The sequence below is a fragment of the Paenibacillus sp. GL_099_B genome, from assembly GCF_057835695.1.
This window is the reverse complement of record NZ_CM174430.1, coordinates 2,614,135-2,638,202: the sequence shown is the minus strand read 5'-3', so window position 1 is coordinate 2,638,202 and position 24,068 is coordinate 2,614,135. Positions and strand designations below refer to the sequence as shown.

General features: G+C 47.3%; 24 protein-coding genes. 2 read left to right on the top strand and 22 right to left on the bottom strand.

Going from position 1 to position 24,068, the window contains the following annotated elements:
• Nucleotides 1-102: 102 nt before the first annotated feature.
• The 9 genes from AC3ITG_RS12335 to AC3ITG_RS12295 all read right to left on the bottom strand — a co-directional run bounded on the left by AC3ITG_RS12335 (nucleotide 103) and on the right by AC3ITG_RS12295 (nucleotide 7,675).
• Entirely contained in the window at nucleotides 103-756 is a 654-nt protein-coding gene (locus tag AC3ITG_RS12335; protein WP_489253855.1) for a lysozyme inhibitor LprI family protein, read from the bottom strand.
• Between the two features lie 266 nt (nucleotides 757-1,022).
• On the bottom strand, nucleotides 1,023-1,805 hold the full coding sequence (locus tag AC3ITG_RS12330) for a nucleoside phosphorylase (RefSeq protein WP_489253854.1): 783 nt from the start codon (nucleotides 1,803-1,805) through the stop codon (nucleotides 1,023-1,025).
• 288 nt (nucleotides 1,806-2,093) lie between these two features.
• Nucleotides 2,094-2,540: a helix-hairpin-helix domain-containing protein gene (locus AC3ITG_RS12325; RefSeq protein ID WP_062330028.1), complete on the bottom strand. Its 447-nt coding sequence runs from the start codon at nucleotides 2,538-2,540 to the stop codon at nucleotides 2,094-2,096.
• A 219-nt stretch (nucleotides 2,541-2,759) separates the two neighbouring features.
• Nucleotides 2,760-3,857, bottom strand: a complete 1,098-nt coding sequence (locus AC3ITG_RS12320; RefSeq protein ID WP_489253853.1) for a Gfo/Idh/MocA family protein — start codon at nucleotides 3,855-3,857, stop codon at nucleotides 2,760-2,762.
• Nucleotides 3,858-3,951: 94 nt separating this feature from the next.
• Nucleotides 3,952-5,124, bottom strand: a complete 1,173-nt coding sequence (locus tag AC3ITG_RS12315; RefSeq protein ID WP_489253852.1) for a Gfo/Idh/MocA family protein — start codon at nucleotides 5,122-5,124, stop codon at nucleotides 3,952-3,954.
• The gene (locus tag AC3ITG_RS12310) at nucleotides 5,121-6,035 is read right to left on the bottom strand and encodes a sugar phosphate isomerase/epimerase family protein (RefSeq protein ID WP_489253851.1); all 915 of its coding nucleotides are present in this window, start codon (nucleotides 6,033-6,035) and stop codon (nucleotides 5,121-5,123) included. The genes AC3ITG_RS12315 and AC3ITG_RS12310 overlap by 4 nt, the downstream gene beginning before the upstream one ends.
• A gap of 231 nt (nucleotides 6,036-6,266) precedes the next feature.
• A complete protein-coding gene (locus AC3ITG_RS12305) occupies nucleotides 6,267-6,764 on the bottom strand; it encodes a metallophosphoesterase family protein (RefSeq protein ID WP_489253850.1) in 498 nt (165 codons plus the stop codon).
• 36 nt (nucleotides 6,765-6,800) lie between these two features.
• Nucleotides 6,801-7,235 carry an Rrf2 family transcriptional regulator gene (locus AC3ITG_RS12300; protein ID WP_413377655.1) on the bottom strand — a complete coding sequence of 145 codons (435 nt, stop codon included), beginning with the start codon at nucleotides 7,233-7,235 and terminating at the stop codon, nucleotides 6,801-6,803.
• Nucleotides 7,236-7,297: 62 nt separating this feature from the next.
• Nucleotides 7,298-7,675 (bottom strand): DivIVA domain-containing protein, encoded by a 378-nt coding sequence (locus AC3ITG_RS12295; RefSeq protein WP_024630343.1) that lies wholly within the window; start codon nucleotides 7,673-7,675, stop codon nucleotides 7,298-7,300.
• A gap of 205 nt (nucleotides 7,676-7,880) precedes the next feature.
• Between AC3ITG_RS12295 and AC3ITG_RS12290 the strand changes: the two genes are divergently transcribed.
• Entirely contained in the window at nucleotides 7,881-8,447 is a 567-nt protein-coding gene (locus AC3ITG_RS12290) for a TraR/DksA C4-type zinc finger protein (protein ID WP_076289586.1), read from the top strand.
• Nucleotides 8,448-8,605: 158 nt separating this feature from the next.
• On the opposite strand, the gene AC3ITG_RS12285 is transcribed toward AC3ITG_RS12290, so the two are convergent.
• From AC3ITG_RS12285 to AC3ITG_RS12255, 7 genes are all read right to left on the bottom strand, one after another.
• Nucleotides 8,606-9,289: an ArsR/SmtB family transcription factor gene (locus AC3ITG_RS12285; protein ID WP_489253849.1), complete on the bottom strand. Its 684-nt coding sequence runs from the start codon at nucleotides 9,287-9,289 to the stop codon at nucleotides 8,606-8,608.
• 110 nt (nucleotides 9,290-9,399) lie between these two features.
• Nucleotides 9,400-10,686, bottom strand: a complete 1,287-nt coding sequence (locus AC3ITG_RS12280) for an MFS transporter (protein ID WP_489253848.1) — start codon at nucleotides 10,684-10,686, stop codon at nucleotides 9,400-9,402.
• A gap of 189 nt (nucleotides 10,687-10,875) precedes the next feature.
• Nucleotides 10,876-11,151, bottom strand: a complete 276-nt coding sequence (locus tag AC3ITG_RS12275) for a barstar family protein (protein ID WP_489253847.1) — start codon at nucleotides 11,149-11,151, stop codon at nucleotides 10,876-10,878.
• A gap of 17 nt (nucleotides 11,152-11,168) precedes the next feature.
• Entirely contained in the window at nucleotides 11,169-11,609 is a 441-nt protein-coding gene (locus AC3ITG_RS12270) for a ribonuclease (protein WP_489253846.1), read from the bottom strand.
• A 290-nt stretch (nucleotides 11,610-11,899) separates the two neighbouring features.
• Nucleotides 11,900-12,907, bottom strand: coding sequence for a Gfo/Idh/MocA family protein (locus AC3ITG_RS12265; protein ID WP_489253845.1), 1,008 nt, complete (start codon nucleotides 12,905-12,907; stop codon nucleotides 11,900-11,902).
• Nucleotides 12,908-12,909: 2 nt separating this feature from the next.
• Entirely contained in the window at nucleotides 12,910-13,284 is a 375-nt protein-coding gene (locus AC3ITG_RS12260; protein ID WP_063563231.1) for a replication termination protein, read from the bottom strand.
• Nucleotides 13,285-13,605: 321 nt separating this feature from the next.
• On the bottom strand, nucleotides 13,606-14,751 hold the full coding sequence (locus AC3ITG_RS12255) for an acyltransferase (protein ID WP_489253844.1): 1,146 nt from the start codon (nucleotides 14,749-14,751) through the stop codon (nucleotides 13,606-13,608).
• Between the two features lie 61 nt (nucleotides 14,752-14,812).
• On the opposite strand from AC3ITG_RS12255, the gene AC3ITG_RS12250 reads away from it, so the two are divergent.
• Entirely contained in the window at nucleotides 14,813-15,223 is a 411-nt protein-coding gene (locus tag AC3ITG_RS12250) for a YidH family protein (protein ID WP_310852639.1), read from the top strand.
• Nucleotides 15,224-15,362: 139 nt separating this feature from the next.
• Here the strand turns inward: AC3ITG_RS12250 and AC3ITG_RS12245 are convergent, their stop codons facing one another.
• The 6 genes from AC3ITG_RS12245 to AC3ITG_RS12220 form a co-directional block, all read right to left on the bottom strand.
• Nucleotides 15,363-15,965: a general stress protein gene (locus AC3ITG_RS12245; RefSeq protein WP_489253843.1), complete on the bottom strand. Its 603-nt coding sequence runs from the start codon at nucleotides 15,963-15,965 to the stop codon at nucleotides 15,363-15,365.
• Between the two features lie 564 nt (nucleotides 15,966-16,529).
• Entirely contained in the window at nucleotides 16,530-19,046 is a 2,517-nt protein-coding gene (gene hrpB, locus AC3ITG_RS12240; protein WP_489253842.1) for an ATP-dependent helicase HrpB, read from the bottom strand.
• A 178-nt stretch (nucleotides 19,047-19,224) separates the two neighbouring features.
• On the bottom strand, nucleotides 19,225-20,031 hold the full coding sequence (locus AC3ITG_RS12235; RefSeq protein WP_063566319.1) for an SDR family oxidoreductase: 807 nt from the start codon (nucleotides 20,029-20,031) through the stop codon (nucleotides 19,225-19,227).
• A 189-nt stretch (nucleotides 20,032-20,220) separates the two neighbouring features.
• Complete coding sequence (locus AC3ITG_RS12230; RefSeq protein WP_489253841.1) at nucleotides 20,221-21,063, bottom strand: hypothetical protein; 843 nt, start codon at nucleotides 21,061-21,063, stop codon at nucleotides 20,221-20,223.
• A 10-nt stretch (nucleotides 21,064-21,073) separates the two neighbouring features.
• Nucleotides 21,074-21,826: a vWA domain-containing protein gene (locus tag AC3ITG_RS12225; protein ID WP_064639011.1), complete on the bottom strand. Its 753-nt coding sequence runs from the start codon at nucleotides 21,824-21,826 to the stop codon at nucleotides 21,074-21,076.
• 33 nt (nucleotides 21,827-21,859) lie between these two features.
• Entirely contained in the window at nucleotides 21,860-23,950 is a 2,091-nt protein-coding gene (locus AC3ITG_RS12220; protein WP_489253840.1) for a hypothetical protein, read from the bottom strand.
• Nucleotides 23,951-24,068 lie beyond the last annotated feature (118 nt).

Genomic DNA, 24,068 nt, shown 5'->3' with positions numbered 1-24,068 from the left:
ATCTGATAACCAAGGGTGGTAGCCCCGCAACATGAATACATTGTTATGCGCCGTTACTGTCTTCGAAGCATCACCTTGAAACCTTTGATCAAGATTCCAACTCTATTTTTCTCTTTGGTATAAAAACTCAACTTCACTATCTAGCAAATATCGATATTCAAATAATTGCATTGTTCTTTCCCTAATTCTCTCCCGTATAACCGTGCCTAGGCTTACCGATCCTTTTGATCCAAGGTAACCATTATTAATAAATGTCTTCTCTACAAATTTTGTTTCCCTTAAGTGATACTGTAACCATTCTTTCTGCGATTCGATTAGTGCTTCTCTTGGTTCTCTATCCAACTTAGAAAGAAGCTTTTTATATATTTGATTCAACTCTTTATCCCAAATTTCTGTATATTTGCTTTCCAACGCCCCCCATCCCATTGTTGTAATAATCTCTTTGGAATTTTGAAATTCATTAAATTCTACTTCATAATCATGATCTATAGGATTTCGAAGCATTTCATCATAAAATTCTCCTTTCAAATCGTAGTTCCCAATTCTCATGGATAACACTTCATTGTTAGAAGGCTCTGATCGACCTTCAGTTATTTCTTTCGATTCTGTTCCATTACCTGTACTCTCTACATCAGGAGGCAGTTCAGAATTCATTATTGATTTAGTTTCGCTATTCAAAGTAGTCGATTGACTAATATTTTGACAAGATGAAAACATTATCGTAATAAAAAATAAGAAGAGTATCTTACCTTTCATAAATTATCTCCTTAAATATTATCTTTAATATTTACTGGTAATGGCGCATAACGTTGTTGTATTCACGAACCCTTCGAGGCTTAAGGTCCGCTATGACCGGGTGGCTCCGCCACTTAGCCTCGCAAGGGTTGTCTGCTGAATCCACTTCTCCGAAATGCCCCTTGCAGACCAAGGCCCCATCAGGGGACGCAGCGTGAATACGGTGTTGTCTATTTAGCATTTCCCTTTTAATAAATGCATTAATAAATGGATTATAGCTATTTCAGTTATAAAGAACTGCATATCCGCATTGATATTTGAACAAGGTTTATTCTTATTTCTGATCTGCTATTCCAACTTCGACTATCCCATTCGACACCACTTAAATCATCACCGCCATACAAGATAATACCTAATTTTACATTTCTAAATTGTGAAACAGCCATAAATGCTGCTGCTTCCATTTCTACAGTTACACACCCTTCTGCTTTCCGCAACTCAACCTTTTCTTTAGTCTCTCTATAAAATGAATCTGTCGTCCAAGTTTTGGCCTTTATATACCTGATATTATGTATATTAAAATCGTCCTCTATGATTTTTAATACCTCTAGATTACATTCAATTTCTCTTGATGGCTTAATGTAATGGTATGATACTCCTTCATCTCTCACTGCAGAAACTGGTACTATTACATGTCCAACAGAAATGTCTTTTTTTAATACACCTGCACCACCACAAACTATAAATTTCTGAAAACCATAGGCTATCAGTTCTTCTAAGAACCCTGCTGAACCTGCAGCTCCTAAATACCCCAAAGTAATATGTACTTTTTTTCCTTGATAATATGTTTCATATATTGGCAAATCTACAGTCTCGCAATGTAGACAGGCAACTTCTTTCAACTTTCCCTCCGTTTTCATTTTTTCAATTACATCTCGAAAAAATGTTATTACACAGTATTCAAACTCTTCTTTTGGCTTGATAAAATTAGTTGCCTCTATTATTGCAACTCGCGATTCATCAAATTCCAATATCGGGAATTCATTACTATCGATTTTTTTGCTCTCCATCTCGACTTACCTCCAAAGTAATTTAAATTTTTTTTATTATTTCTTTGCGGCTATTACATATAACGTTGTTGTATTCACGACGTCCTTCTACCTTAAGCCCGAAGGGCGGCCGCGATGCGGTTAGGTGGAGGGATGTGTCCGTCTGAATTCGCTACCTCGCTACTGAAATGCCCCTCCGAATCCACATCTAACTTCGGCCGGACCGAGGGGCGGATGCCCCGAAGCTTGAATATGGTGTTATCAGATGTCATATGCCTTTCCGATTTATCTTATATACTTCAATAGTCATTATTCAGGTCTTTCTTTAGAATATCCATAAGTATCCCTGTAATGTTTTCTTTCCTCGGTGAAATCCCACCATTGGTTCCCACAGTAACTATTATTAGCGCAATATATAACGAATCTAAATTGATCTTCAACACAAGGATCAATTCTTTCCCCATACAAATGTTCTAAATCATCAAATAATCTGGCGCCATCTTTATCTCTTATTTCATTCAATGAATAATAACCTAACATTAATAAATCCTTTGCAAATTTAGGTCCAATTGAAGGTAAACTTTGAAACTCAGATAAAGCCTTTATTTCCTTGGCTCTATTTTCTGAAACATTCATAATTAAGCAAATCTCGTTATTTGTTAATTTATAAATTTCACTAATTAGTATTTTATTTTTTCTTAACTCCTTTCTCTCTTGAGTAGTTAATTCTAGTATTGGAGTCTTGTTCTTTTTCATTCTCTTACTCCTTTTAGAGGCTTCTATACTTGCAAATGATTTCTGATAACATCTAATTTATGTACTTCATAAACACCACACATTCAGCTCAGTTTCTGAACTACTTTCATAATAAACCATATTGTTCCATTTGCGAAGTTACTACAACAAACAAAAGAGCAACCTACACCAGGCTGCTCTTCCTTTACATAATCTAACTACTATCTTATATAAAAGCGTTTACTTCGCACCACTACTCCATACCACTCTCTCACTCATTGCCTTATGCTGCGCAATCAAGCAGAGTTCTGCCGCTTTAAACGCATGCTCCTGTGTCATCGCATTCTCTGTTCGATCGAGACAGTCCCGGATCAGTTCACCGAAGAATGGATAACCGACCTGTCCTTTGACGCTATAACGGTATTCCCCTTCATGGTTAACCAGATATACCTGATCGCCTTCAGGCTCTCTGGCCACGTCGATATACTTGCGCAGCTCAATGTATCCGTCCGTTCCCAAAATAACCGTTCGCCCATCGCCCCAGGTACCCAAACCATCCGGTGTAAACCAGTCTACGCGGAAGTAACCGGAAGCCCCGTTGTCGCCGATGAGTGATGCTTCGCCAAAGTCCTCCAGTTCCGGGAATTGTGGATGATTGAAATTGTTCACCCGACTGAACGCCACTTCTGCATCCGTACACGAAGCAAAGGTCAGAAACTGCTCGATCTGATGACTTCCAATATCACAGAGGATGCCGCCATACTTTTCATGCTGGAAGAACCATTCAGGCCGACCTCCCGCGTTTAATCGATGCGGCCCTGTCCCCATAACCTGAACAACCTTGCCGATGGCTCCCTGTTCGATCAGTTGTCCGGCATAGATCGCACTTTCCACGTGCAGACGCTCACTGTAATAGACCATATACTTCTTCCCAGTGCGTCTAACCTCTTCACGTGCAAGGGACAGTTGATCTAATGTAGTAAAAGGGGCTTTATCCGTAAAATAATCTTTGCCTGCGGCCATGACTCTCATGCCGAGTGGCGCACGTTCCGATGTAATGGCTGCTCCGGCTACGAGCTGTACTTCATCGTCGGCAAGTACATCTGCTTCAGATGCCGCAATCTGTGCCTGCGGGAACTGTTTCCGAAAAGCCTCGACTTTAGCTGGGTCAGGATCATATACCCATTTAAGCGTTGCCCCAGCTTCCACCAGCCCGCCAACCATGCCGTAGATATGTCCATGGTCCAACGCTACAGCAGCAATGGTAAACTCACCTGGACCGCATACGATCTCTTTTTTCAGACTCTTTGGTGCATAAAACATGCCGTCTTTAGCCATACCTTCTCCACCTTTCCAATTCAATTGGATTTTCCGTTTATCGGTTCAGTTATCCTGTACACGCCTTAAGTTCAGCTTGGTGTATAAGTTCCACTTACTTAAATGTCTTTGACAGATCAGCAGGTTGACTGCTGCTGCCTACCTTGTCTTTCTTTGTATTTGAACTGGCAATCCGCTGCTGCAAATGCTCATAGAACAAATCCTCATTGATCGGCAGATCTACCCAGTTATCCGTCCAGGTTGACAGCAGCATAGCATTAGACAAAGTCAAACCATGGATACCCTCTTCACCGGGAGCAATGAGCGGTGTCCCGTTCAGGATGGCATCGATCCAGTTGCGAATCAGGCCAGGATGTCCGGTTTCCACACCCGTAATTGGCACCTCGCATTTCCAGCATTCCGGCTGTCCAAATCCTCCGGTAAATCTCTGATTGAATTCAGGCTCGGGTTCACGAAGACGCCAGAAGGTCAACTGACCATCTTCAATGACAATTTTCCCACGATCCCCATTGACTTCGAATCGGTTGGTGCCTGGTGCTTCACCCGTTGTGGTCACGAATACACCTGTTGCTCCATTTTCATATTCGACATATGCCGTTACATCATCTTCCACTTCAATGTTCCGGTATTTGCCGAATGAACAGAAGGCACGCATACGCACCGGCATCATGCCGATGGTCCATTGCCACAGGTCCAGTTGATGAGGGTCTTGGTTGATCAGGACACCGCCCCCTTCACCAGCCCACGTTGCCCGCCAGCCGCCTGAATCATAATAGCTCTGAGAGCGATACCAGTTCGTAATAATCCAGTTGGTACGCCGTACCTCACCCAGTTCTCCCGAGGCAATTAGATCTTTTAGTTTGATATATAAAGGGTTGGTTCGCTGGTTATACATCATGGAAAACACTTTGCCGCTGGTAGCCGCGGCTTCATTCATCTTGCGTACCTGTTTGGTGTATACTCCGGCAGGTTTCTCAATCATGACATGCAAACCATTCTGAAAAGCCTGAATGGCCTTTTCGGGATGGTCATAATGCGGGGTTGCTATAATTACCGCATCAATCGTCCCTGATGACATCATCTGCTCCGCATCCTGCCAATAAGTGACTGAAGCCGGAAGATTGCTGGATACCCAGCTCTCCATTTCTTGTCTCACATCACACACAGCCACCAGTTCTGCACCAGGTACCTCTCCTGCTACCAACGTTCTGGCATGGGCTGCACCCATATTCCCAATTCCAATAACGGCTACTCGAACCAAACTCATACCTGTACCTCCTCGTCCACACGACGTTCAATTTCGGCAAAAACATCTGCAAAATGCTGTAACATCGCCTTCGATTTCAAGACCCCGCTAAAATCCTCAATCCCGTAATATCCATCATACCCAACGGATTTAAGGTCACGGAATACTTGCAACCAGTTCACCACGCCTTCAGTCAAGGGGGCCCACTGACAATGCCAGTTTGATGTTAGCAAGATTTCTGTATTTTGTTCATTCACACTGGAATTCGAATTCTTGTTTGATTCATCCTTGAACCAAGCCGCATTCTTCACATGCACATGTGCCAGATAAGGTCCCAGTAATTCCAGTCCCATACGATGGTTCTCATATCCTTCATGGACCATGTTGCCTGGATCGTACAACACCCCTACATGCTGTGAATCCAGCGATTGCACGAGCCGATAAGCTAGTGATGCAGTGGGGGCAATCGTTTGATGATGGGTTTCTACTACAGCTTTTACCTTATACTGTTGGGCCATCTCTTGAACCTCGTTCAGATAATGCACAGCTTGTTTGTATAATTCAGGATAGCTGGTTTTACGATCATAACCGGGAACCCCAACACGCATCATGGATGCTCCTAAGGCTTGTGCAGTTTGAAATGCTTGCTCCGTGGCAAGCAGATCTCCACAGCTCAGATATGGCACCAATGCAATCGACTGTCTGCCATGCTTTTTTGCCGCTTCACGAAATTCCGGTACCTGTTCCTCCCATTGATCCGGATCTATCGAGCAACGATTATGTCTCCAATAAGAAGGTTCTTCGGACAAAGCATCCGCCGGTATTCCACGATATCTCCATTCGATCCCTTCAATGCCTGCTGCGGCTGCAGCAGAAGCCAATTCTTCTGCGGTCAAGTCCGGTGTGGCAACAGTGAATACAGACAATTTCATCAACATTCATCTCCTTATGTAAACGTATTCAATTTATTGTTGTAAACGCATTGTATCATTCATACGAAGGCCACCATAGGGGGCAACGAGAAGAGATGAATGACAGATAAACAGCGGACCATATTCCCCATTCAGAGATAACTTGCAAGTTCCCTTTTGAATGCATACATAACAAAAAGCACCCCGAATAACAGAAGATCCTTCTGATTCGAGATGCCTAGTTTGCAACTTCTATTTTACATCATAAAAAACATGTTCCGCCTGCAATTTCCCTAAATTTGTAGTCATGATACCAAAAGAATATTGGGGCTGAAAGCGCCGATCCGTAGGAGAGCCCGGATTAAATATCAGCACATCATTGACCGTATGCATCACCGGAATGTGCGAATGTCCAAAAATCACAGCATCCACCTGCTGCCCTGCAAAAGTGTGGATCGCATTCTGCTCGGTAGACTTCGTTCCCAGATGACCATGTACAAGACCAAGACGCAAACCGTCTGCCTCAACGATGCGGGAGAACCCGAGTTTTTGACCTATTTCTGGCGGGTCTGTATTACCTGCAACACCTTCAACTGGTGCGTAAGCGCTGAGCAGCTCGTATACACTCCAGTCCGACCAGTCCCCCGCATGGAGAATCAGATCGGCATCTGATAGCGCCTCAACCAAGGGATCGGGTAACTTACGTGCTCTTCGAGGTAAATGAGTGTCCGAGATGACAATAATTTTCATAGTACAGCACACCTTCCCTTTCCCTTACATTACGCTTTATTCGGCATGTGATGGAAGAACTTCAAGCTGGGAACAGGAACGCTCCATATCTTCAAGAGTAATGGATGCGAAGAACTGTTCCACCTTTGATTCAGCAACCTGATACAGGTTAGTCAGAAGGCTGTCAATACGAAGGCCAACATCACAATTTGGATTACAGTTACCGTGAATCGGAAACAATGGGCCTTCATCCTTGGCAGCCTGATAGATCATGGCTAATGTGATTTCACTTGAGGGCTTGGCGAGGTAAAATCCTCTCGTTCCTGGTGAGGAGTCCACAAGTCCTGCCTTTTTCAATCCGCCGAGAATACGTCTGACCACGACAGGGTTGGTATTCACACTACCTGCAATCAGTGCCGAAGTGATTCGTTCAGGCGCGCTGAAAGACAACAACAACAAACAATGCACACTGACCGAAAAATGAGTACTCATGATTAACCACCTTTTATTTGAGCATTATAATGCTGATTTTATATAATCCCAGATGTGTAGACTTACTCGGAGAACAGGTCCTGTTCAGGGCGTGCCCGAATTTTTAACTGCCGAACGCTGTATTCCAATTGTTTCACAATATCATCCAGTTGTTTGCGATCAATCTTCGTTGGATCTTCCACTGGCTTCGCCGATGACTTCAGATCCCGAATCGTTAACTGCTGCTCTTGCCACTTGTCCATCAGATCCGCTATATTGGCATAGAAACGTTCGTAATCTTTAATAACCAAATCAAGATAAGCATCCACCTCATCCGGATCATAACCACGAAGTTTATAATTGAATTGTTTTTCATGAATCGATAAAGCGTCTAGCTGCACGCCCAATTGTTTGAACAATTGTCTTTGTTTGTCCAATCTTCGTTTCATATGCTCATCCATATTGACAACCCTCCATTATCAAACGCGCCGCGGTAAGCACAAGAAGATCTTCGATACCGCCGCATTTTCTCTCTATATTTTTTATAACACATTATCCGTCAGATATAAAATCGAACGACCCTCTTTACACACGAAACTGATTGCTACTTATGAAATTCGGGTAAGGACTGACTACAACCCCATTGCGGGAAAGGAGCATGTCCTTATGAGTACATTAACCAAAGATCAACTTCAAGAGCTGAAAAACGCTCTTTTGGAACAACGTGAAAACCTACAGCGTCATTTTGAATCCAGCATGGAAGACGGTGCTCCAGCCGAGTCCCTGAAAGATTCAACTGGTGAGCTGTCATCATACGATAATCACCCAGCAGATGCTGGTACGGAGACGTTTGAGCGAAGCCGTGACCTGGCGATAGATGATACGTTAACCGACGAGTTCAACCAGGTGAATGAAGCGCTGGAGCGAATCGAACAAGGAACGTATGGCTCCTGTGTGACCTGTGGTAAGGATATTCCCTTTGAACGACTCGAAGCGATCCCTTACACAGCCTACTGTATCGATGATACGCCTAACCGCGAGTTAAGCAACGAACGGCCCGTTGAGGAGGAAGTCATGACGATGCCGCCAAGCGGTGCCGGTGAAGTAAGACAGCGCAATGCTGGCAAGTTCGATAACGCTGACGCCTGGGAAGCCGTCGAGGAATATGGCACATCGAACTCCCCCGCAACCGCAGCCAAACGTGACGTGAAAGATTATGATGAAAACATGTAGTTTATGAACGAATTAAGGTCGTTTACGCTAAAATAGGTATATGTCTTCCATCATGCCAAATTACGCATGAAAAAGCCGCCAATGGCGGCTTTTTTCTTGGTCCAGCATATCATCTTTACACAGACGGAACTTCAATAAAGCCGATGAATATGCTTCGGTTACTCTTCCGCCTGTCCACCAGACGAGGATTCCTTCTGCTTTTTAGCAGGTCTTGACGTTTTGGCAGCGGGCTTGCCCTTATCGGGTGAAGCCTTCTTTTTTAATTTCCCAGCGGTTTTCGAAGCGGGCTTATTCACCGTATCTTTGGATAGGGAACTGAATAAATGAAAGACCTCTTGGTCCGCATCATGCCTGTCTTTCGTTAAATAGGGTTCACACATCTTCGTAATGTTGTTGTACAACTGCTCTACTTCTTCCCGGCTAGCATACAACGTCATATCCGAGATAAACATACGGTCCCCGTTTTCCGCCTGATTCATAAATCGCCTACGGCTCTGCTCAAACATTTCATTTAACAATTTGAAGGTTTCGGAACGAAATACCTCCTTCAAAGGTGAATTCTCTTCATCTTCGTTACGGAGCTGGATTTCTCCCTTGAAGGGCTCATAATATTTGGCGATGATTCCATTAATTTCACGAGTGGATACGATGGTGAGCAGACCGATTTTCTCCAGTTTCTTCACATGATAATGTACCTTGGCTGGTACTTCGCCCATCTGGTCTGCGATCTCTTTAACCGTAGAGGGTCTGCCCTGTTTATTAAACATATTCATGATCTGTATCCGATACGGATCGGAGTAGACCTTAATTTCTTCAATCGTTGAAAGTACTTTGCGCTGCATACCTGTATCCTCATTTCCGGGGTACCTGTTGCTCATCATGTGTATATTATACCGTCAGAACAGGGCTTCGGTCAAAACAGGCTGAAGATAACAGGCTTCAGGAAGCCCTATTATAGAACAGTGCGGAAAGTCTTGCTCAGAAGCACCAGAGCGGCTGACATAGCAAGCAAAACACCAAACACGATAAACAGAATCGGCACTGCTACCCAATCGGCAAGAGCTCCTGAAACCAAGCTGCCTAATGGAGCAACACTCACGACGAGCATACTTTGAAGGGCATACACTCTGCCAAGCATATCGGAAGGCGTAACTTCCATCAGATAGGATGCAAGGGGTGTTGTAGCGAGTGGAATCCCCATGCCCATCATCAGACAAAAGACAGCAGCAACAGGCAGCTGGTAGGACGTCATGTAAGCCGGGAGTGCAGTCATGGCATAACTGAGCCCCAACATGACAATGCCTACGATGACCAGCACACTTTTACGGTAATTCGATCCTCGGTGAGACAGCCACAAGCCGCTCAGTACCATGCCTGCCACAATCAGCCCACTGAGTAGACTTAATCCTCCCGCGCCGGCGTGCAACGTTTCAATGACATATGGCGTGCGAAGGACATTGAATGGCATCAGACAGAAGTTGACGAAGGCAAACAGAATCGAGACGATTAGTAACAACACATGTTTACGCATAAAATGAAAGGCTTCTGTCATTTCAGAGAATATACTTTTTCTTGCTGGAGGAGAATCAGATGAATCTAGTGATGTATTTTCATTGTTAGATGATGTTGATGTTTTCGGGTACCCCACACGGCTCATCAGGAGTGCACTTAAGGCAAACAAGCCCGCATCGATCAATATCGTCCATGTAATCCCTGCCGTTGCAATTAACGTTCCCGCCACTGCAAGTCCTGCGAGTTCTGCAACCCGGGTTGCAGATGAGGCCATGGCATTACCAGACAGCAGCATCGATTTGGGAAGTAATCGCGGTACACTGGATACCTCTGCGGGTGACGCGAAACATTCCAGAAGGGAATTCAAAATGGTGATGACGAACAGATGCCAGACTTGCAGCTCACCCAGACCAAACAATAGTGCTGTAATGCCAACAAATAATCCTCGACCAGTATTCGTGAGCACAATCACCTTTTTGGGCGACATGCGATCAACCAGTGCACCGACAAACAGCCCCAGAAAGATACTCGGCAAAAAATTAACAGCCAGCAGTGTTCCCATCAGCAGCTTTGAACCTGTCAGAATGTACACCATCCAGCTATAGGCAATGGAATCAATCGAATCGCCAAATCTGGATACAACCTTGCTCACCATAAACTGCACATAAGGTTTAATCCGAATTAATTCCCCGATCCCTTGTTTGCGTGCGACTGTACCTTCGCTCATGATTACTCCGCCTCTCAACGTGAAAATATTTTTAATGTTAATTTTATTTTAACGTATGATATGCGAAAATCAACCCTTTCGTGAAAATATTTTTAACGATGTGTTCGTCCCCATAAAACACAAAAAAACAGACCGAAGGGTCTGTTCTCTTTGCACCAAAATTTGCTGTTATGATTCGTAGTTCATCTACTAGTCCTCAGTCTTGAATTGAAATCCAATACTCTCTTCTTCCGCCTCCAGCATCAACTGGTACACCTTCTCTGCCTCACTACCCAGCCGTTCCTTGCTGATCTGGTAGTTCGTCCAGGTTAATTCAAGCGGCAGCTCAATCATGCCTGTAAGGCAGTCCCACAAGGCGTCCAGATTTACACCGTAAAAGTCTGGCAGTTCAAGCTTTTGCTTCAACAACTCATGCAGCTCTGTCGTGCTAGAAAAGTCCTCACCGTTAAGCACTACCCTCTTCATGTCGGTCATGTCCTTCCTTATTTCAAGCGAGTAAATGATGCATAGTGGTCTGTCGTTTTGTAAATCAAGCCGTCATTGGAGTACAGGATGCGGTCAGAATTACGGAAACCGGAAGTGTAGTTGATATCCGCTTCACGCCAAGTGCGGCCACTCGCTGCTGGAAGCAATCCTCCCCGGTTGCTAAACACGTCTCCACCGATACTTTTGCCCGGAGCAACCGTAGCGAGGTTACCTTGCGACGATACCCAGCCCAGTGCCGTTGCCTGTGCTTTGGTAATGTAATTGCATGGCAGTTGTCCATTGGCGCTGAGATAGTTGGCCACACCAGTAAACGTATTGATGATGGTACACGTTGCCGCTGCAGCCTTCTGCTGTCCAACCGGAGCGAACTGTGAACCTGTGAAGAAGACAATCGTTAACATAACCGCGAGCAGAGCTGTAGACAAAAACTTTTTCATAAATCCAGCCTCCCAATGACTTAAAATGGATGAACGTTGCCACTATGTAAGTAATATGAGATGTGAATAATTCTGCCTGGATGTACGTTCTGCTAGATTATAGTGAACAAGCCATCTATTTACTATTTATATCACATCATTTTGGAGTAAATATCAAATTTAACCGTTATTATTGTAAAAATATATAAACACAACAATTAATTACAACAAAAGACTCACATCCCGGGGGATGGAGTCTACCATTTCGATCATGTCCTATCATCTATCATGCTATTATGTTAGCTCCTGTTTTAATCCACTAATTGCACCCGTTGACGGGTTCGTGCCGATTCCAGGCATGCATCAATGACACGCATATTCTCAATGGTATTTTGCGGACTGAACGGCAATGCTTCTCCCTCAAGCACCGCGGCTGCAAATGTCTCCACCTGCAAAACATAGGAGTTGGATACCGATACACGTTCCTCTCGGCTGACGGAATCGGTGTGCACGATAATCTGTGGTGGAATATCACTGTTCTCCCAGCCGAACACCTTGGGCAGTTCAATCCGACCATCGGTACCGAGAATCTCCATCTCAGCTCGTCCAGAGGCCCACATGCCACAGTCAAACGTTAACGCTACTGAATTGGGAAACTCCACAAGTCCTGAAGCCATCATATCGACGCCATCATGTTCTTCGGAAAATAGAGCGTGTACCGTTACCGCTTCCGGCTCCTGCCCCAGATACATGCGGGCTGCCGAGATTGGATATACGCCAAGATCAAATAATGATCCTCCGCCCATCTCCCTTTTGAATCTTACATTGTCTTTATCGTCAGCGGTATTGCAGGTAAAGTTGCCGTGGAGGGCTCTGACCGTACCAATCTCCCCACTGGCTATAATTTCTTGCACACGTCTATGCTTGGGGTGGTATCGATACATAATGGCCTCTGCAAACAGTACACCGTGCTGTTGACATACCTCAATCATTTCCGCCGCTTCATCTGAATTCAGAGCAGCCGGTTTCTCACATAATACATGTTTTCCAGCCTGAGCAGCCTTAATCGTCCACTCCTTATGCATGTGGTTCGGCAGAGGAATATACACAGCTTCAATATCCGGGTCCGCAATGAGTTCATCATAGCTGCCATACGCTCTGGCAATGTCGAGTTCATTCGCAAGTGCTTCAGCCTTCTCTTTGCTGCGGCTGGCTATCGCCAAGACCTCACCACTTTCGGATTGTTGAATCGCCGGAATGACTGCATTTTTCGCGATTGTAGATGTACCAAGTACACCCCACTGTAAGTGTCTGTCCATGCTTATCTTCCTTTCACTCCGTAATTGTCCTCTTCTGCCTTGTGTAACATGCCGAGACAACGATCGAGATCGGCTTTAACCTGTTTTTTATATAATTCGGCTTTCTCCGCACCATCATCCGTGAAGTGATATAAAACGATTTCCTGAAAATCGACTTTGGGATCACTGCCCTTCAGCTTCTTCGTACGATAAAAGACACCCTGTTGAACCAATTCATGCAGCGCCCGGTAGATCTCGCTCTGGGGTGGTACATAACCGTAGGCTTTGAATTCCTGCTTCATTGCCTCCAGCATCTCATAACCGTATCCCCTGTGCTGTTCGACCATCGTAATCAGATACAGCTTAATAAATGCCCGCTGCGCAATCATAAAAGCCACGTTCATTCCCCTCCTGTCAGCTCTATATATCTAGTATTATAAAACTTATGTTCCCCTTCTGCCATCTTTATCCGTCTTTCTCCCTTTAATCCATGGGCGTTGGAAGGCAAGAAGGAGAAATGATGGATAGGCAGGAACGTAAGGTAGAGCGAGAATTTGGGTTTTCTATTATGAATTTTTCATGTAATGAAATTTTTAAATTTATTTCAAAAAGTGTTAATCATGGTATTGGCGTCACTTTTTTTCAGGTTGTTGCCTTCATTTTATTGGCCCTCAACTCACTGTTGTTCTGAATTTTTCATATAATGATGTATTCACCTGTTAATCAGGTTTTGACTTCGGTACGGTTCCCACAATCCACTTGCCCCAGCTTGCGCGAGAGATGAGCCATGTGAGTACGCAGGATAACGTAAGCGCCAGCAACCAGGTGATGATCATGCGAACTACGGGGTTTAAACCCAATGCCACATAAAACTGTTCATCCGGAATGTAGCTGTAGCGCAACATCAGCATGTGCATCAGGTATCCCCCGTACGAAACCCCGCCAATCCACGCCAGCAATCGTGTTACTCTGATATTGTGAAGCTTGCCAGCCAGTTGGTACATCACCATGATGGAAGCAATGAGGAATAAGATCATATCCGGCCGGATGAGACTGACGGTATAGAACGTAATCTGTATGCCCTCCGGCTTCTGGAACTCCTGCATTAACTTATATATAAACCGAAGACCAAGTACAATAAACACGGTCCAATATCCCCAGCGCAAACGTTGAATCCACTCATTCCAGCGTTGAACCGATAGCCCGGCTGCCGCACCAAGCACAAAATAAAAAAAGAAATACAGGAAATTTCGATCCGCATAGGTTGTAAAGGCATCGGTCAGCACCGGGATATTCAACCATTCCATAAATTTGGCGATATTTCGCAATTGATCCGCGAGCACAAGGTACACCACACCCGAGATCAGAAGAGCTATTGTGCGCCCCTTCCCCTCATATCGATTATAGAAATAACGGATTGCTCGAAGAAAAAGGGGAAACAACAGATAAAACTGAATAAGCATAATAATGTACCAAAAATGCGAGGTCGTTTTACCCGTGATTAATTTTAAACCAAGGTCAGGAATATCCTGCCAACCAAATCCGTTCCAGCCGCGAGGCGCGAGTGTGAAGTAGATCAGTGACCAGATAATATAGGGGACGATTACATCGGTTAATCGCTTTTGCATGAAACGTCCATAATGCAACTTGTCTCCTGTATTATAGAAAAGCACCATACCTGTGATAAAAATAAACAGGGGTACTGCAAATTTGGACAGCATCAGCAGGATCGCGAGCAATACGCCGTCTTCCAGTCCTGCTTCCGGGACCACGGAATAATGAGCTATGGAGTGCTGAAGGACGACTGCCGCAAAAGCAATTCCCCTCAGACTCTCAATTTCTGTAATTCGTCCTTTACGAGGCATAACAGACAGCCTCCTTTCTTGGTTTTGCCATGAAAACGACGTACAATGAAGCCATATATTGATGAACGGGGTGATTCACATCTCAGATACAGACCAAGACATAACTACCATTGACTCCAAATATGTACAACAGCATCTGGCTAACGAGCGGACCTTTTTGGCCTGGGTTCGTACCGGCATTGCCATGGTTGGGATCGGCTTTCTTGCAGCCGGCTTCGGCTTCAGTTCAACGGCCTATGATCGGATGGCCCATATCGCGGCAATCATCATTGGTATTACTTCCTTGGTCAGTGGTATTCTGATCATCCTGTGCTCTGCTTCCGCTTATCACCGAAAACGCAATCAGATTAATTCACAAACATTCCAGGCATCCACGAAATTGATTCGGTTCCTGACGCTGATGCTGCTGGTGATTGGACTGGCCCTGGCGGTATTACTGTATGTATTGTTATTCCCTGCCTGGCAGGTTTAACACCTGAACCTCTGACGTTCATTTATGCATCATACACAGGTATAAAAGCCGGCTTCCTCTAAGGAAACCGGCTGATGACCACCTCTGGTGGTTCACATATATCATTCCAGTTGAAGAATCCTGTCTTTGGTGATCCAAATTATAGAAAAGTATTGTTGCCAAATCGAGCGGCCTTATCCCGAGCTTCCAGTCTGCGCTCTTCCATATCGAGATCCGTGCGCTCAGTAGGCACCTCTTCTCGATGGACATCGATACTGTCCCGGTTCACATAACTGTTACTGCTGAACACGTCATAAACATCAGTATCCCGATCCGTAGAGTCCACGAGCAACAGAATTTTACCACTTTGCACGTATTCCTCATACTGTCTGGCGTCCTCTTCCGGAATGCCCAGACCGACGAGTCCACCTACAAGTCCGCCTGCTCCTGCACCTACAGCGGCACCCGTAAAGGCTGCGGCAATTGGGCCTGCGGCCAGAATAGGACCGATGCCCGGAATCGCCAATGCTCCAATACCAGCGAGCAATCCAGCTACTCCACCTAGCACTCCGCCTGTTGCCGCACCTGCAGCTACACCTTCGGGTGCTTTTGTACCCGTCTCTTCGCGAATGGCCTTCAGTTCATCCCGATCCTGTGTCACTACCGAGATTTCATCTGAAGTAAATCCTTGCGCTTTCAGTCCCTCGATTGCGGATGATGCCTCACGTTCTGTATTAAACACACCTACGATTTTCTTCTGCATAGTGAATCCCTCCTCATCTAATTGAGTGGTTCGCTATGTTATTACCCGCCTTGTTTTCTTTCAAACCCTTCCACCGCAATATCATAACCTTGAAGGCCTAGGAGAATGACCGACCATTGATATTCAGCGAGTCACCGCGCTAGGAGCTGCACGTGGTGTGATACGAAGACGAACACAGAAAATAAACTGTTGATATGCCAAGCCTGATCTGGAGTTGGCTCCTATTTCGGAGCAATCGGGCAGAAGAGTCCAAGTGGGCTCAGCATGCTTTTTTCTAAAGAACATAGGACGTCTTAATTGGACCCTATGCTCTAATTTTCAATTGTAAGGAGCACCAGACACGTTATTCCCCTAAAACGCCCTAAATAACGCCACAAACAGCTCCAAATTCCGATATAACGTGTCTCAGGTTCGCTATCCTTCTGTAGTCGCTTCAAACTCATGTATAACACGTCTCATGTTCGTTAGCGCCCAAGACGCCTAATCTGCCCATCGTCGCATACTATCCCGTTCAGGGCATGTCCAGATCCAACTTTCAGACCGAGGTTTGAAAACCCATTCTAACTAAACTCGCGGTTTGGCCCGGTTAGTCGCTATCGCTTCGAGCGGATCATCCGGCCAATAATGTTTGGGATAACGTCCTTTCAAGTCTTTCTTGACCTCAAAATAAGTTTCCCGCCAAAAGTTGGCAAGATCTCGTGTGACCTGTACAGGCCTCTGTGCAGGGGACAGCAAATGTATGGTCAGTGGTACTAGACCACTACCAACACGCGGGGTCTCCTGCTGCCCAAACATCTCCTGCAGTCTCACTGCGAGCGTAGGATCTTCAGGACGACTGTAATCCACCGGAATGCGCGAACCACTAGGCACCTGAATATGTGTAGGAGCTTCACGATCCAATTGCTGTCGCTGCTCCCAGCTTAGTCCGCCTAGCAGCACATCCTGCATCGACAATCTCTTGAGATCCGCAGCAGATCTCATGCCTGTCAGAAAAGGGCTGAGATATTCTGCCAGTTCTTCGGTCAGATGATCTTCGATAAGATCAGGCCATTCCGGCAAATGATGATGTAAAAAGCGCATCCTGTCCGCCAGCTGTCGCGATGATTTTGTCCAGGGCAGACAATCCAGCCCCTCGATACGTATTCCTGAGAGTAATGCTTCGAGCACCTGGTCTTCGGGTGGCTGTGCAATGCTGCTCTCTTTCAACGTAATGGCTCCAATTCGCAGCCTTCTATGTGCACGCACACTGCGGGTGTTTCGGTCCCAGGCTACCTGAACCTCTTCATGGAGCATATGCGGACCAAAGTCCAGCAATCTCTTCTCCTGCACTGGCGCAGCCAGCAGGATGCGCGCATCCGCGCCCTGGTCGTCGGCTTCGGCTGCGACCAGATAGGCTGAACGGCTCAGCGATTCTGTCGCTGCGAGCCGTACCCCGCGGCCGCTGCTCAGCAGATACCGGCCGTCCTCCCGGCGTTGCCCGATCCGGTCCGGATAAGCGAAGGACAGCAGCCATCCGCAGCTGTCCTCATCCGGCCGTACCGGATCGGCCGCCGGGCCGAGCGCCGAGCGCAGCTGGCGGCTCTCCTGGAGCATGCGCCGCACGGCAGCACTGTCTGCGACAGACGCTGCCGCTTGCGGCATGCCGCTGCTGTCCGCAGTCAGCAGCGCTTCCACGCGCGGGCGCAGATCGGTGCCCGCGCCTGCACTACCACTGCTGCGGAGGCCGGCAGGCTCCTGCAGCAGTGCCGCCAGCATGCTGGCGTAGCTGGCCAGCCCAAGCTCCGCCGCGCGGAGCAGCATGCTGGCCAGTCGCGGATGCACGCCAAGCGTGTTCATCCGCCGCCCGAAGGGCGTGATGCGGCCTGCCTCGTCCAGGCCGCCCAGCTGGCGCAGCAGCGCCTGTGCCTGGCCGTAGGCTGCGGCAGGCGGGGTGTCCAGCCACTGCAGCTCTGCAGGGGACTGGACACCCCAGGCGGCAAGCTCCAGCGCCAGCGGCGCAAGGTCCGCGGAGGCAATCTCCGGCTTTGCTGCATCAGGCAGCACGCCATGGGCCTCTTCGCTCCATAGCCGGTAACACACGCCCGGTGCAATCCGCCCCGCGCGCCCCCGCCGCTGATCGGCTGACGCCTTGGACACCGGCAGGGTGACGAGCCGACTCATGCCCGTCCGCGGAGAGAATACCGAGGCACGGCTCAATCCCGCATCCACCACGACTTTGACTCCAGCCAAGGTAAGACTGGATTCAGCAATGGACGTGGACAGCACAACCTTCCGTTTACCTTCATCTGCGGGTCGCACGGCTTCATCCTGCCGTTCTACAGGCATGCTGCCATATAGAGCATGTACCTCAACATAAGCAGGAAGCATGAGGTTTGACAGCTCTCGCTCTGTGCGATGGATTTCTTTTGCACCCGGTAGGAAAACCAGCACATCCCCTTCCTGTTCTGCCAGTGCCTTAACGACGGCCTGAGCCGTAAAAGTCTCGATCTGCTCGGATGCCGGTTTGGATACGTATCGAGTTTCCACCGGAAACGTTCGTCCAGGACAGTCAATCCATTTGGTCCCCTCACCAAGCAGTGCACAGACAGGAGCGGGGTCCAGCGTGGCCGACATCACCAGCAGTTTCAGATCCGGACGCAGCATGGCCCGGGATTCAAGTGCAAGCGCCAGACCAAGGTCACCATGCAGATGCCGCTCATGAAATTCATCAAAGATGATCATCGCCGTGTCCTCCAGGCCCTGGTCCTGTTGAAGCATCCGGGTCAATACACCCTCCGTCACCACTTCAATGCGAGTGGACTGACTTACACGCGTATCCATCCGCACCCGATACCCTACGGTCTGTCCCACCTTTTCACCTAGTGAAGCCGCCATTCGTGCAGCTGCCGAGCGAGCGGCGAGTCTGCGGGGCTCCAGCATAATGATTTTCCCTCCAGCAATCCATGGCTCCTCCAGCAGTGCCAGCGGTACCACGGTCGTCTTACCCGCACCCGGCTCCGCAATTAACACACCTGTATCCTTCTCCTGAAATAACTGCCTCAGCTCAGGAATAATTGGTTGTATCGGTAAATCCGTCTTCATCTCATCTCTCCTAATTGATGTTTCACGTGTCTATTCGAATGTTAGCATTATAACAAAAAAAGCCGTTCCAGAGGAACGACTTCATAGATACATCCATTTCAACATTTTGCATCCTTCAATTTAACTCGCTCACGACGCTGATTGAAAATCGCTCTATGGATGGATACAAAATGCTCATTTAGCTAAGCAGAGATTCTGCACCATCAATGACAATTTCCGCACCTGTAATGTGTCTGGACTCCGCAGAAGCCAGGAACGCTACCAGATCAGCGACATGCTCTGGCTGACCCGGTCCGTCCGCAAGCGGTTGCTGGCCTTCCGGGAATTCCATCGGAATGACAATTTGCTGCAACTCATCCGTTTTGACCGTACTTTGGTCAATATTCGTTGCAATCGCTCCAGGACAGATGACATTGACACGAATCTTGAACTTCGCCAATTCCAGCGCAGCCATCTTCGCAAAAGCAACTTGCCCCGCCTTAGATGTACTGTACGCCGACATGCCGAAGCTGGAGAAGCGCTGATTACCGTTAATGGAGCTCGTGATAATGATACTGCCGCCACCACGTTTCTTCATATGAGGCAGTGCATATTTGATCGTGAAAAAAGTCCCGTTCAGATTCGTCGTAATAATCTGCTGCCAATCCTCAACCTGAATTTCCTCAATTGGTGCCGATACGCCATTAATACCTGCGTTGGCAAAAACGATATCCAGACCGCCGAACAATTCAATGGTCTCCAGAACTGCTTTTTCCACCCGGGCAGGATCGGAAATATCTACATCGAATGCTCTTGCCGCACCTGCACGCAGCTTATTAATTTCGGCTTCCGTCTCCGAGATCCGATCATTAACCAGATCGAGCAGCGCAACATGTGCTCCCTCACTCGCCAGTTTAAGCGCTGCCGCTTTGCCAATCCCCGAACCAGCCCCTGTAATAATGGCGACTTTGCCTTCGAACCGTGACTTGCCGTTATGTTGTGTCATTATCCATTCCACTCCTTCTCGCTCAGTAATTATGTAAGAATGTACGTTCATGCAATATCTGTAAGTAGATTCTTCACAAGATTACCCAAAAAGAGTCTCTTTTAAATCAACACGGACAAGTTTTTTCGTGGGTGATGCTCACCATTTTCAGCAGCATGATCAGATCATCCTGTAATGCTTCACCCGACCTCACCATTCCAGCTCAATGAAAGCGGCATCATCTTCAAGCCCGCCCGTATGTCTCGCATCCAGCAGCACCTGGATGTGCTCATCCGGAATATAAGCCTGGATCGCATCCAGGTCATTCAGGCCATCCGTGTACATTTGCAGACGAATCACTTCATTCGCAGACATTTTCGCCTCATAGATATGCGGTTTGCCACCAACTGGCCCCTCTAATGTAGACCAACGTTCATTTGTACGGCAGTTCACCTGAAATGCTGCCGATTGTTCCTGAGCGTTACGCCAGAGACGGATTCGCGAGTCTCCTTGCCAGGCTAGCCACACTTTGCTTTTTCGATTGCCTGCCGAGAGCTCGATGCGTCCACACACATACATGGCCTGACTTCCCTTGCTCCGCTTCTCCATCAGCACTTCCCGAAGCAGTATAGGCGAGTTCTCCAAAGGCTGCAACTTCTCCAGCTGTTCGGATGCCGGACTGGTTAAATCATGAAGCAGACGTTCCATAGCATCCAAAGAAGGATGCTGAGTCGTTTCCAGCCATTCCAACAAGGCGTTCCCCAGAAAGCGTGCAGCAAAATCACCAAGGTAACTCATGCCTACCCCATCACATAATACGAAAGTACACACATTACCATTCATGCGAACAGCAGCAAAATCCTGTCCGGTGTCTCCCTGATTAACGGTCTCCGCCGCTCTTCCATAACCGTACCTGCACTTGAATGTACCTTGATAACGGGTCAAGGGCTGTTCCCCCGTCTGGACACTCACATAGCGAAAGTTGCCCTGATAATGGTCCGCACGGCTTCCCTTATCTTCAGCAGACAATGTTGCCAAACGCATCGCTCTCATGATTCCCCTCCTATCTCACAGGCGTAGCAGCGGACATCTGAAACCCGATGGATACCAGTTCTGCACAAGTACCAGGAAGCATCATCAGTGCACCAGGTGAAAGCAGATAATCCGCCTCAACCAGCATTTCACGATAACTTTCCGGCAGAACCGAGGACATATTGCGCAGCTTCTCCCCATGTTCATCCTGAAGGACCGTTTCCTGAGATATTCCCTTCCATCTTCGGGGCTCCGGAATAGGGCCTTCCAGCAGATGATCGGATATAAAAATATTCTCAACGAGTACATTGCCATCAGGCACACTCATACCCATGATTCTTTTGGCAATGGGCTCCGGATCTTCGCCTGTAGCTACCCCATCGGTCATATGACATACAAGCGGCGCAGGACAATCCTGCATATTTGGAATTTCAGCCTGTAGAATTTTCTCGGCCTGCAGGAAAGCCTTCGCTGAATCCGAGAATCTTTTCGGCGTTAAGTCGGGCAAGGAACCCACAGCAGCGATTTCGTCGATGCCCTTAATCCCGTTCAACAGATCGTACACATCGTCGCTGTATGCCAGAATCGCGATCCTGTAACGGGGTGTCAATCTGTTCCCCTTGGTCGAACGAAACACCATTTGGCGAATAGCCAGAGATAAGGCATCATAGACGACATCAATCCGCCGACGGTTGTCCAGAACCATGTTCATGGAGGCGCTAATATCAATTAAATAGATAATCAGTGCGGGTGTGCGCTGGGATGCTTGAATTGTGTAGTTCATCTGGGATGTGTCACCTCCGTCGTTTACGTTATTTTACAAGTTGGGTAATGTATAATCCGTATTGCTTAGGAATTTATTGATTGCATTCATTCGTGCTGCCACTTTACCGACACCTTTGAAATAGGACGCGTCGGTGTTGTACAGATTTTTGAAATCACGCGCGTATGATTCGGCATTCTCAATTTTTCTGCCTTTTTGCGCATTATACGTTTTATTGTAATGGGCAATCAGTGTGACGACATTCTGGGCCCGTATTTTCTTGAGCGCAGCTTTCTGGGACGCCTCCTGTTTGCGCTGAGCCTCGGCTGCTGCCTTACGCTCGGCTTCCTGCTTCGCAATTTTGGCGTCATTTTCTTTTTTCCACACCAGATAGGCTTCATATTTTGCCTGTTTGTCGTACTTTTCCTGTTCAGCCTTCTTGGCTGCTTCAAGCTTCTGTTGTTTCTGCTTGGCAAGATAAGCCTCATATTTCGCTTGCTTATCATACTTGGCCTGAAGCGCTTTACGCTCTTCTTCTTTCTTCTTGGCCTCTGCCTGCTTTTTCTCCGCTTCAGCCAGCTTTTTCTTTTCCTCTGCATCAAGTTTCGCCGCATCTGCTTCTTTTTGTTTCTTTTCTTCTTCCTGCTGCTTCAGAGCAGTCACCCTCACAGCTTCGGCCTCTTCCGCAGCCTTTAGTTCGGCCTGTTTGGCAGCCGCCTCCTGCTCCTTCTGTTTAACCTCAGCCTGATCGGCCAATATTTTAACCGTTGGCACGCTTCCAGCCAGCAGAACAATCAGCACCGCCGAAGAAATCATAAACTTTTTGGATCGGTAAAAAGGAATCTTGGCTGGCTGAGCTGCATCATCATGCTTGGGATTTAGCTTCGCGTCCAGCTCTTGAATCGCAGCCTCAACTTCCATCTGCATCGCACTGTTATCCGGAATGAAATGATGTAATGAACGATACACTTCCAACGCCGCGGCCGGTTTGCCTTCATCCTCCAATGCTCTCGCCTGAAGGAAGAGGCGATTCACTACCGCTTCCTGACCAGGAGAAGGTTCCACAGCGGGCACGTTCTGGTCCGTATTTCCCTGCTTATCCGATATACCGCTTGCTGCTCCTGTCCCTTTAATCTGGTTCGTCTCGACTGAATTTGTCTGGTCTGAAGCCATGACTTCAGATTCTTCAACAGATGCTGCGCTTGCCAGATGGATGTCCACAGCAGCCAGCGCCACAAACCATTCGCCAAACGTAGGGCAGCTGCTGAGATCATGACTCTCCCAGGCACGAATAAACAGATCTGACACCTTGGAGCCCCAGCGCTTCTGGAGCGATTCTCTCATTGCATAATAACGTTCATTTACCGTCTGCATTTCGTGCTGGTCAAAATAACTTTCTCCCCATGCTTTCTCCACAATCGCTGCATCAGACCAACTTAACATCTCAGCAATGATAACTGCTCCGGCAAAACGATCGGCATACGCACTCCACAAACCGCTGTGCACTGTCCGATGGGCCGCATACCCTGGTGAACCGGCAAGCAATGCATCCGGACGATCCATTCTGGAACCGTACATCTGCTCTACATCTACCAGTTCAACTGCTGAAACCCCTCTCAGGTTCTCCACTTCGGAAAAAAACGGAATCATCACATTGGGTGCGGACAAATCACAATGAGCCAGTCCACGCTGTTCCATGGCCGAGCCGATCCCGGCCAGGGCTCTCGCCAGCTTCAGACTTTCCTCTGCTGTCAGCTGCTTCTGATCGCTGATTACATCGAACCAGGTCAGACCATGCACCCACGGCATCAATACCGCATACAACAGATCAGGATGTTCTCCAATGAGCGCTCCGTTTCTTTCCGGAGTGAGCACATCACGCTTGCATACCTGCAAACCTGGCAGTTCACTATAAGACTCCATATGCTCAGACTGATACACCATAGCCGGGATACGGAATTTAGGGAAAAATACTTTTAGTGCTTTGGCCCCACTTATGGAACCGTTACGGGGTAACAACTGATAGACGATACCCTGCCTTCCAGCTTGGGCGTAAGCCAGACCAGGTGCAGCCGGATGCTGCCCAATGATATAGGCAATGTCGTTAATCACCACTTCATCCCCGGGATTTGGTTGAAAAGACATGCTCATCCCTCTCTCTGTCATTCTGTTATAGTGCAACAAAAACCGGGTGTTGTGAAAACGCCCGGTTTTTGCTGTAGTTGTAAATCTTCAGCTTGCTTCCTGCATATGATTCTGGGCG

What these genes read in the sequence shown, in the direction of transcription:
- AC3ITG_RS12235 (WP_063566319.1), bottom strand. Translation starts at nt 20,031, where the DNA reads ATGACACAACATAACGGCAAGTCACGGTTCGAAGGCAAAGTCGCCATT.
- AC3ITG_RS12300 (WP_413377655.1), bottom strand. Translation starts at nt 7,235, where the DNA reads ATGAGTACTCATTTTTCGGTCAGTGTGCATTGTTTGTTGTTGTTGTCT.
- AC3ITG_RS12335 (WP_489253855.1), bottom strand. Translation starts at nt 756, where the DNA reads ATGAAAGGTAAGATACTCTTCTTATTTTTTATTACGATAATGTTTTCA.
- AC3ITG_RS12220 (WP_489253840.1), bottom strand. Translation starts at nt 23,950, where the DNA reads ATGTCTTTTCAACCAAATCCCGGGGATGAAGTGGTGATTAACGACATT.
- AC3ITG_RS12270 (WP_489253846.1), bottom strand. Translation starts at nt 11,609, where the DNA reads ATGAAAAAGTTTTTGTCTACAGCTCTGCTCGCGGTTATGTTAACGATT.
- hrpB (WP_489253842.1), bottom strand. Translation starts at nt 19,046, where the DNA reads ATGAAGACGGATTTACCGATACAACCAATTATTCCTGAGCTGAGGCAG.
- AC3ITG_RS12285 (WP_489253849.1), bottom strand. Translation starts at nt 9,289, where the DNA reads ATGCAGCGCAAAGTACTTTCAACGATTGAAGAAATTAAGGTCTACTCC.
- AC3ITG_RS12305 (WP_489253850.1), bottom strand. Translation starts at nt 6,764, where the DNA reads ATGAAAATTATTGTCATCTCGGACACTCATTTACCTCGAAGAGCACGT.
- AC3ITG_RS12250 (WP_310852639.1), top strand. Translation starts at nt 14,813, where the DNA reads ATGAACGGGGTGATTCACATCTCAGATACAGACCAAGACATAACTACC.
- AC3ITG_RS12310 (WP_489253851.1), bottom strand. Translation starts at nt 6,035, where the DNA reads ATGAAATTGTCTGTATTCACTGTTGCCACACCGGACTTGACCGCAGAA.
- AC3ITG_RS12245 (WP_489253843.1), bottom strand. Translation starts at nt 15,965, where the DNA reads ATGCAGAAGAAAATCGTAGGTGTGTTTAATACAGAACGTGAGGCATCA.
- AC3ITG_RS12290 (WP_076289586.1), top strand. Translation starts at nt 7,881, where the DNA reads ATGAGTACATTAACCAAAGATCAACTTCAAGAGCTGAAAAACGCTCTT.
- AC3ITG_RS12225 (WP_064639011.1), bottom strand. Translation starts at nt 21,826, where the DNA reads ATGAACTACACAATTCAAGCATCCCAGCGCACACCCGCACTGATTATC.
- AC3ITG_RS12315 (WP_489253852.1), bottom strand. Translation starts at nt 5,124, where the DNA reads ATGAGTTTGGTTCGAGTAGCCGTTATTGGAATTGGGAATATGGGTGCA.
- AC3ITG_RS12320 (WP_489253853.1), bottom strand. Translation starts at nt 3,857, where the DNA reads ATGGCTAAAGACGGCATGTTTTATGCACCAAAGAGTCTGAAAAAAGAG.
- AC3ITG_RS12325 (WP_062330028.1), bottom strand. Translation starts at nt 2,540, where the DNA reads ATGAAAAAGAACAAGACTCCAATACTAGAATTAACTACTCAAGAGAGA.
- AC3ITG_RS12275 (WP_489253847.1), bottom strand. Translation starts at nt 11,151, where the DNA reads ATGAAGAGGGTAGTGCTTAACGGTGAGGACTTTTCTAGCACGACAGAG.
- AC3ITG_RS12295 (WP_024630343.1), bottom strand. Translation starts at nt 7,675, where the DNA reads ATGGATGAGCATATGAAACGAAGATTGGACAAACAAAGACAATTGTTC.
- AC3ITG_RS12230 (WP_489253841.1), bottom strand. Translation starts at nt 21,063, where the DNA reads ATGAGAGCGATGCGTTTGGCAACATTGTCTGCTGAAGATAAGGGAAGC.
- AC3ITG_RS12330 (WP_489253854.1), bottom strand. Translation starts at nt 1,805, where the DNA reads ATGGAGAGCAAAAAAATCGATAGTAATGAATTCCCGATATTGGAATTT.
- AC3ITG_RS12265 (WP_489253845.1), bottom strand. Translation starts at nt 12,907, where the DNA reads ATGGACAGACACTTACAGTGGGGTGTACTTGGTACATCTACAATCGCG.
- AC3ITG_RS12280 (WP_489253848.1), bottom strand. Translation starts at nt 10,686, where the DNA reads ATGAGCGAAGGTACAGTCGCACGCAAACAAGGGATCGGGGAATTAATT.
- AC3ITG_RS12255 (WP_489253844.1), bottom strand. Translation starts at nt 14,751, where the DNA reads ATGCCTCGTAAAGGACGAATTACAGAAATTGAGAGTCTGAGGGGAATT.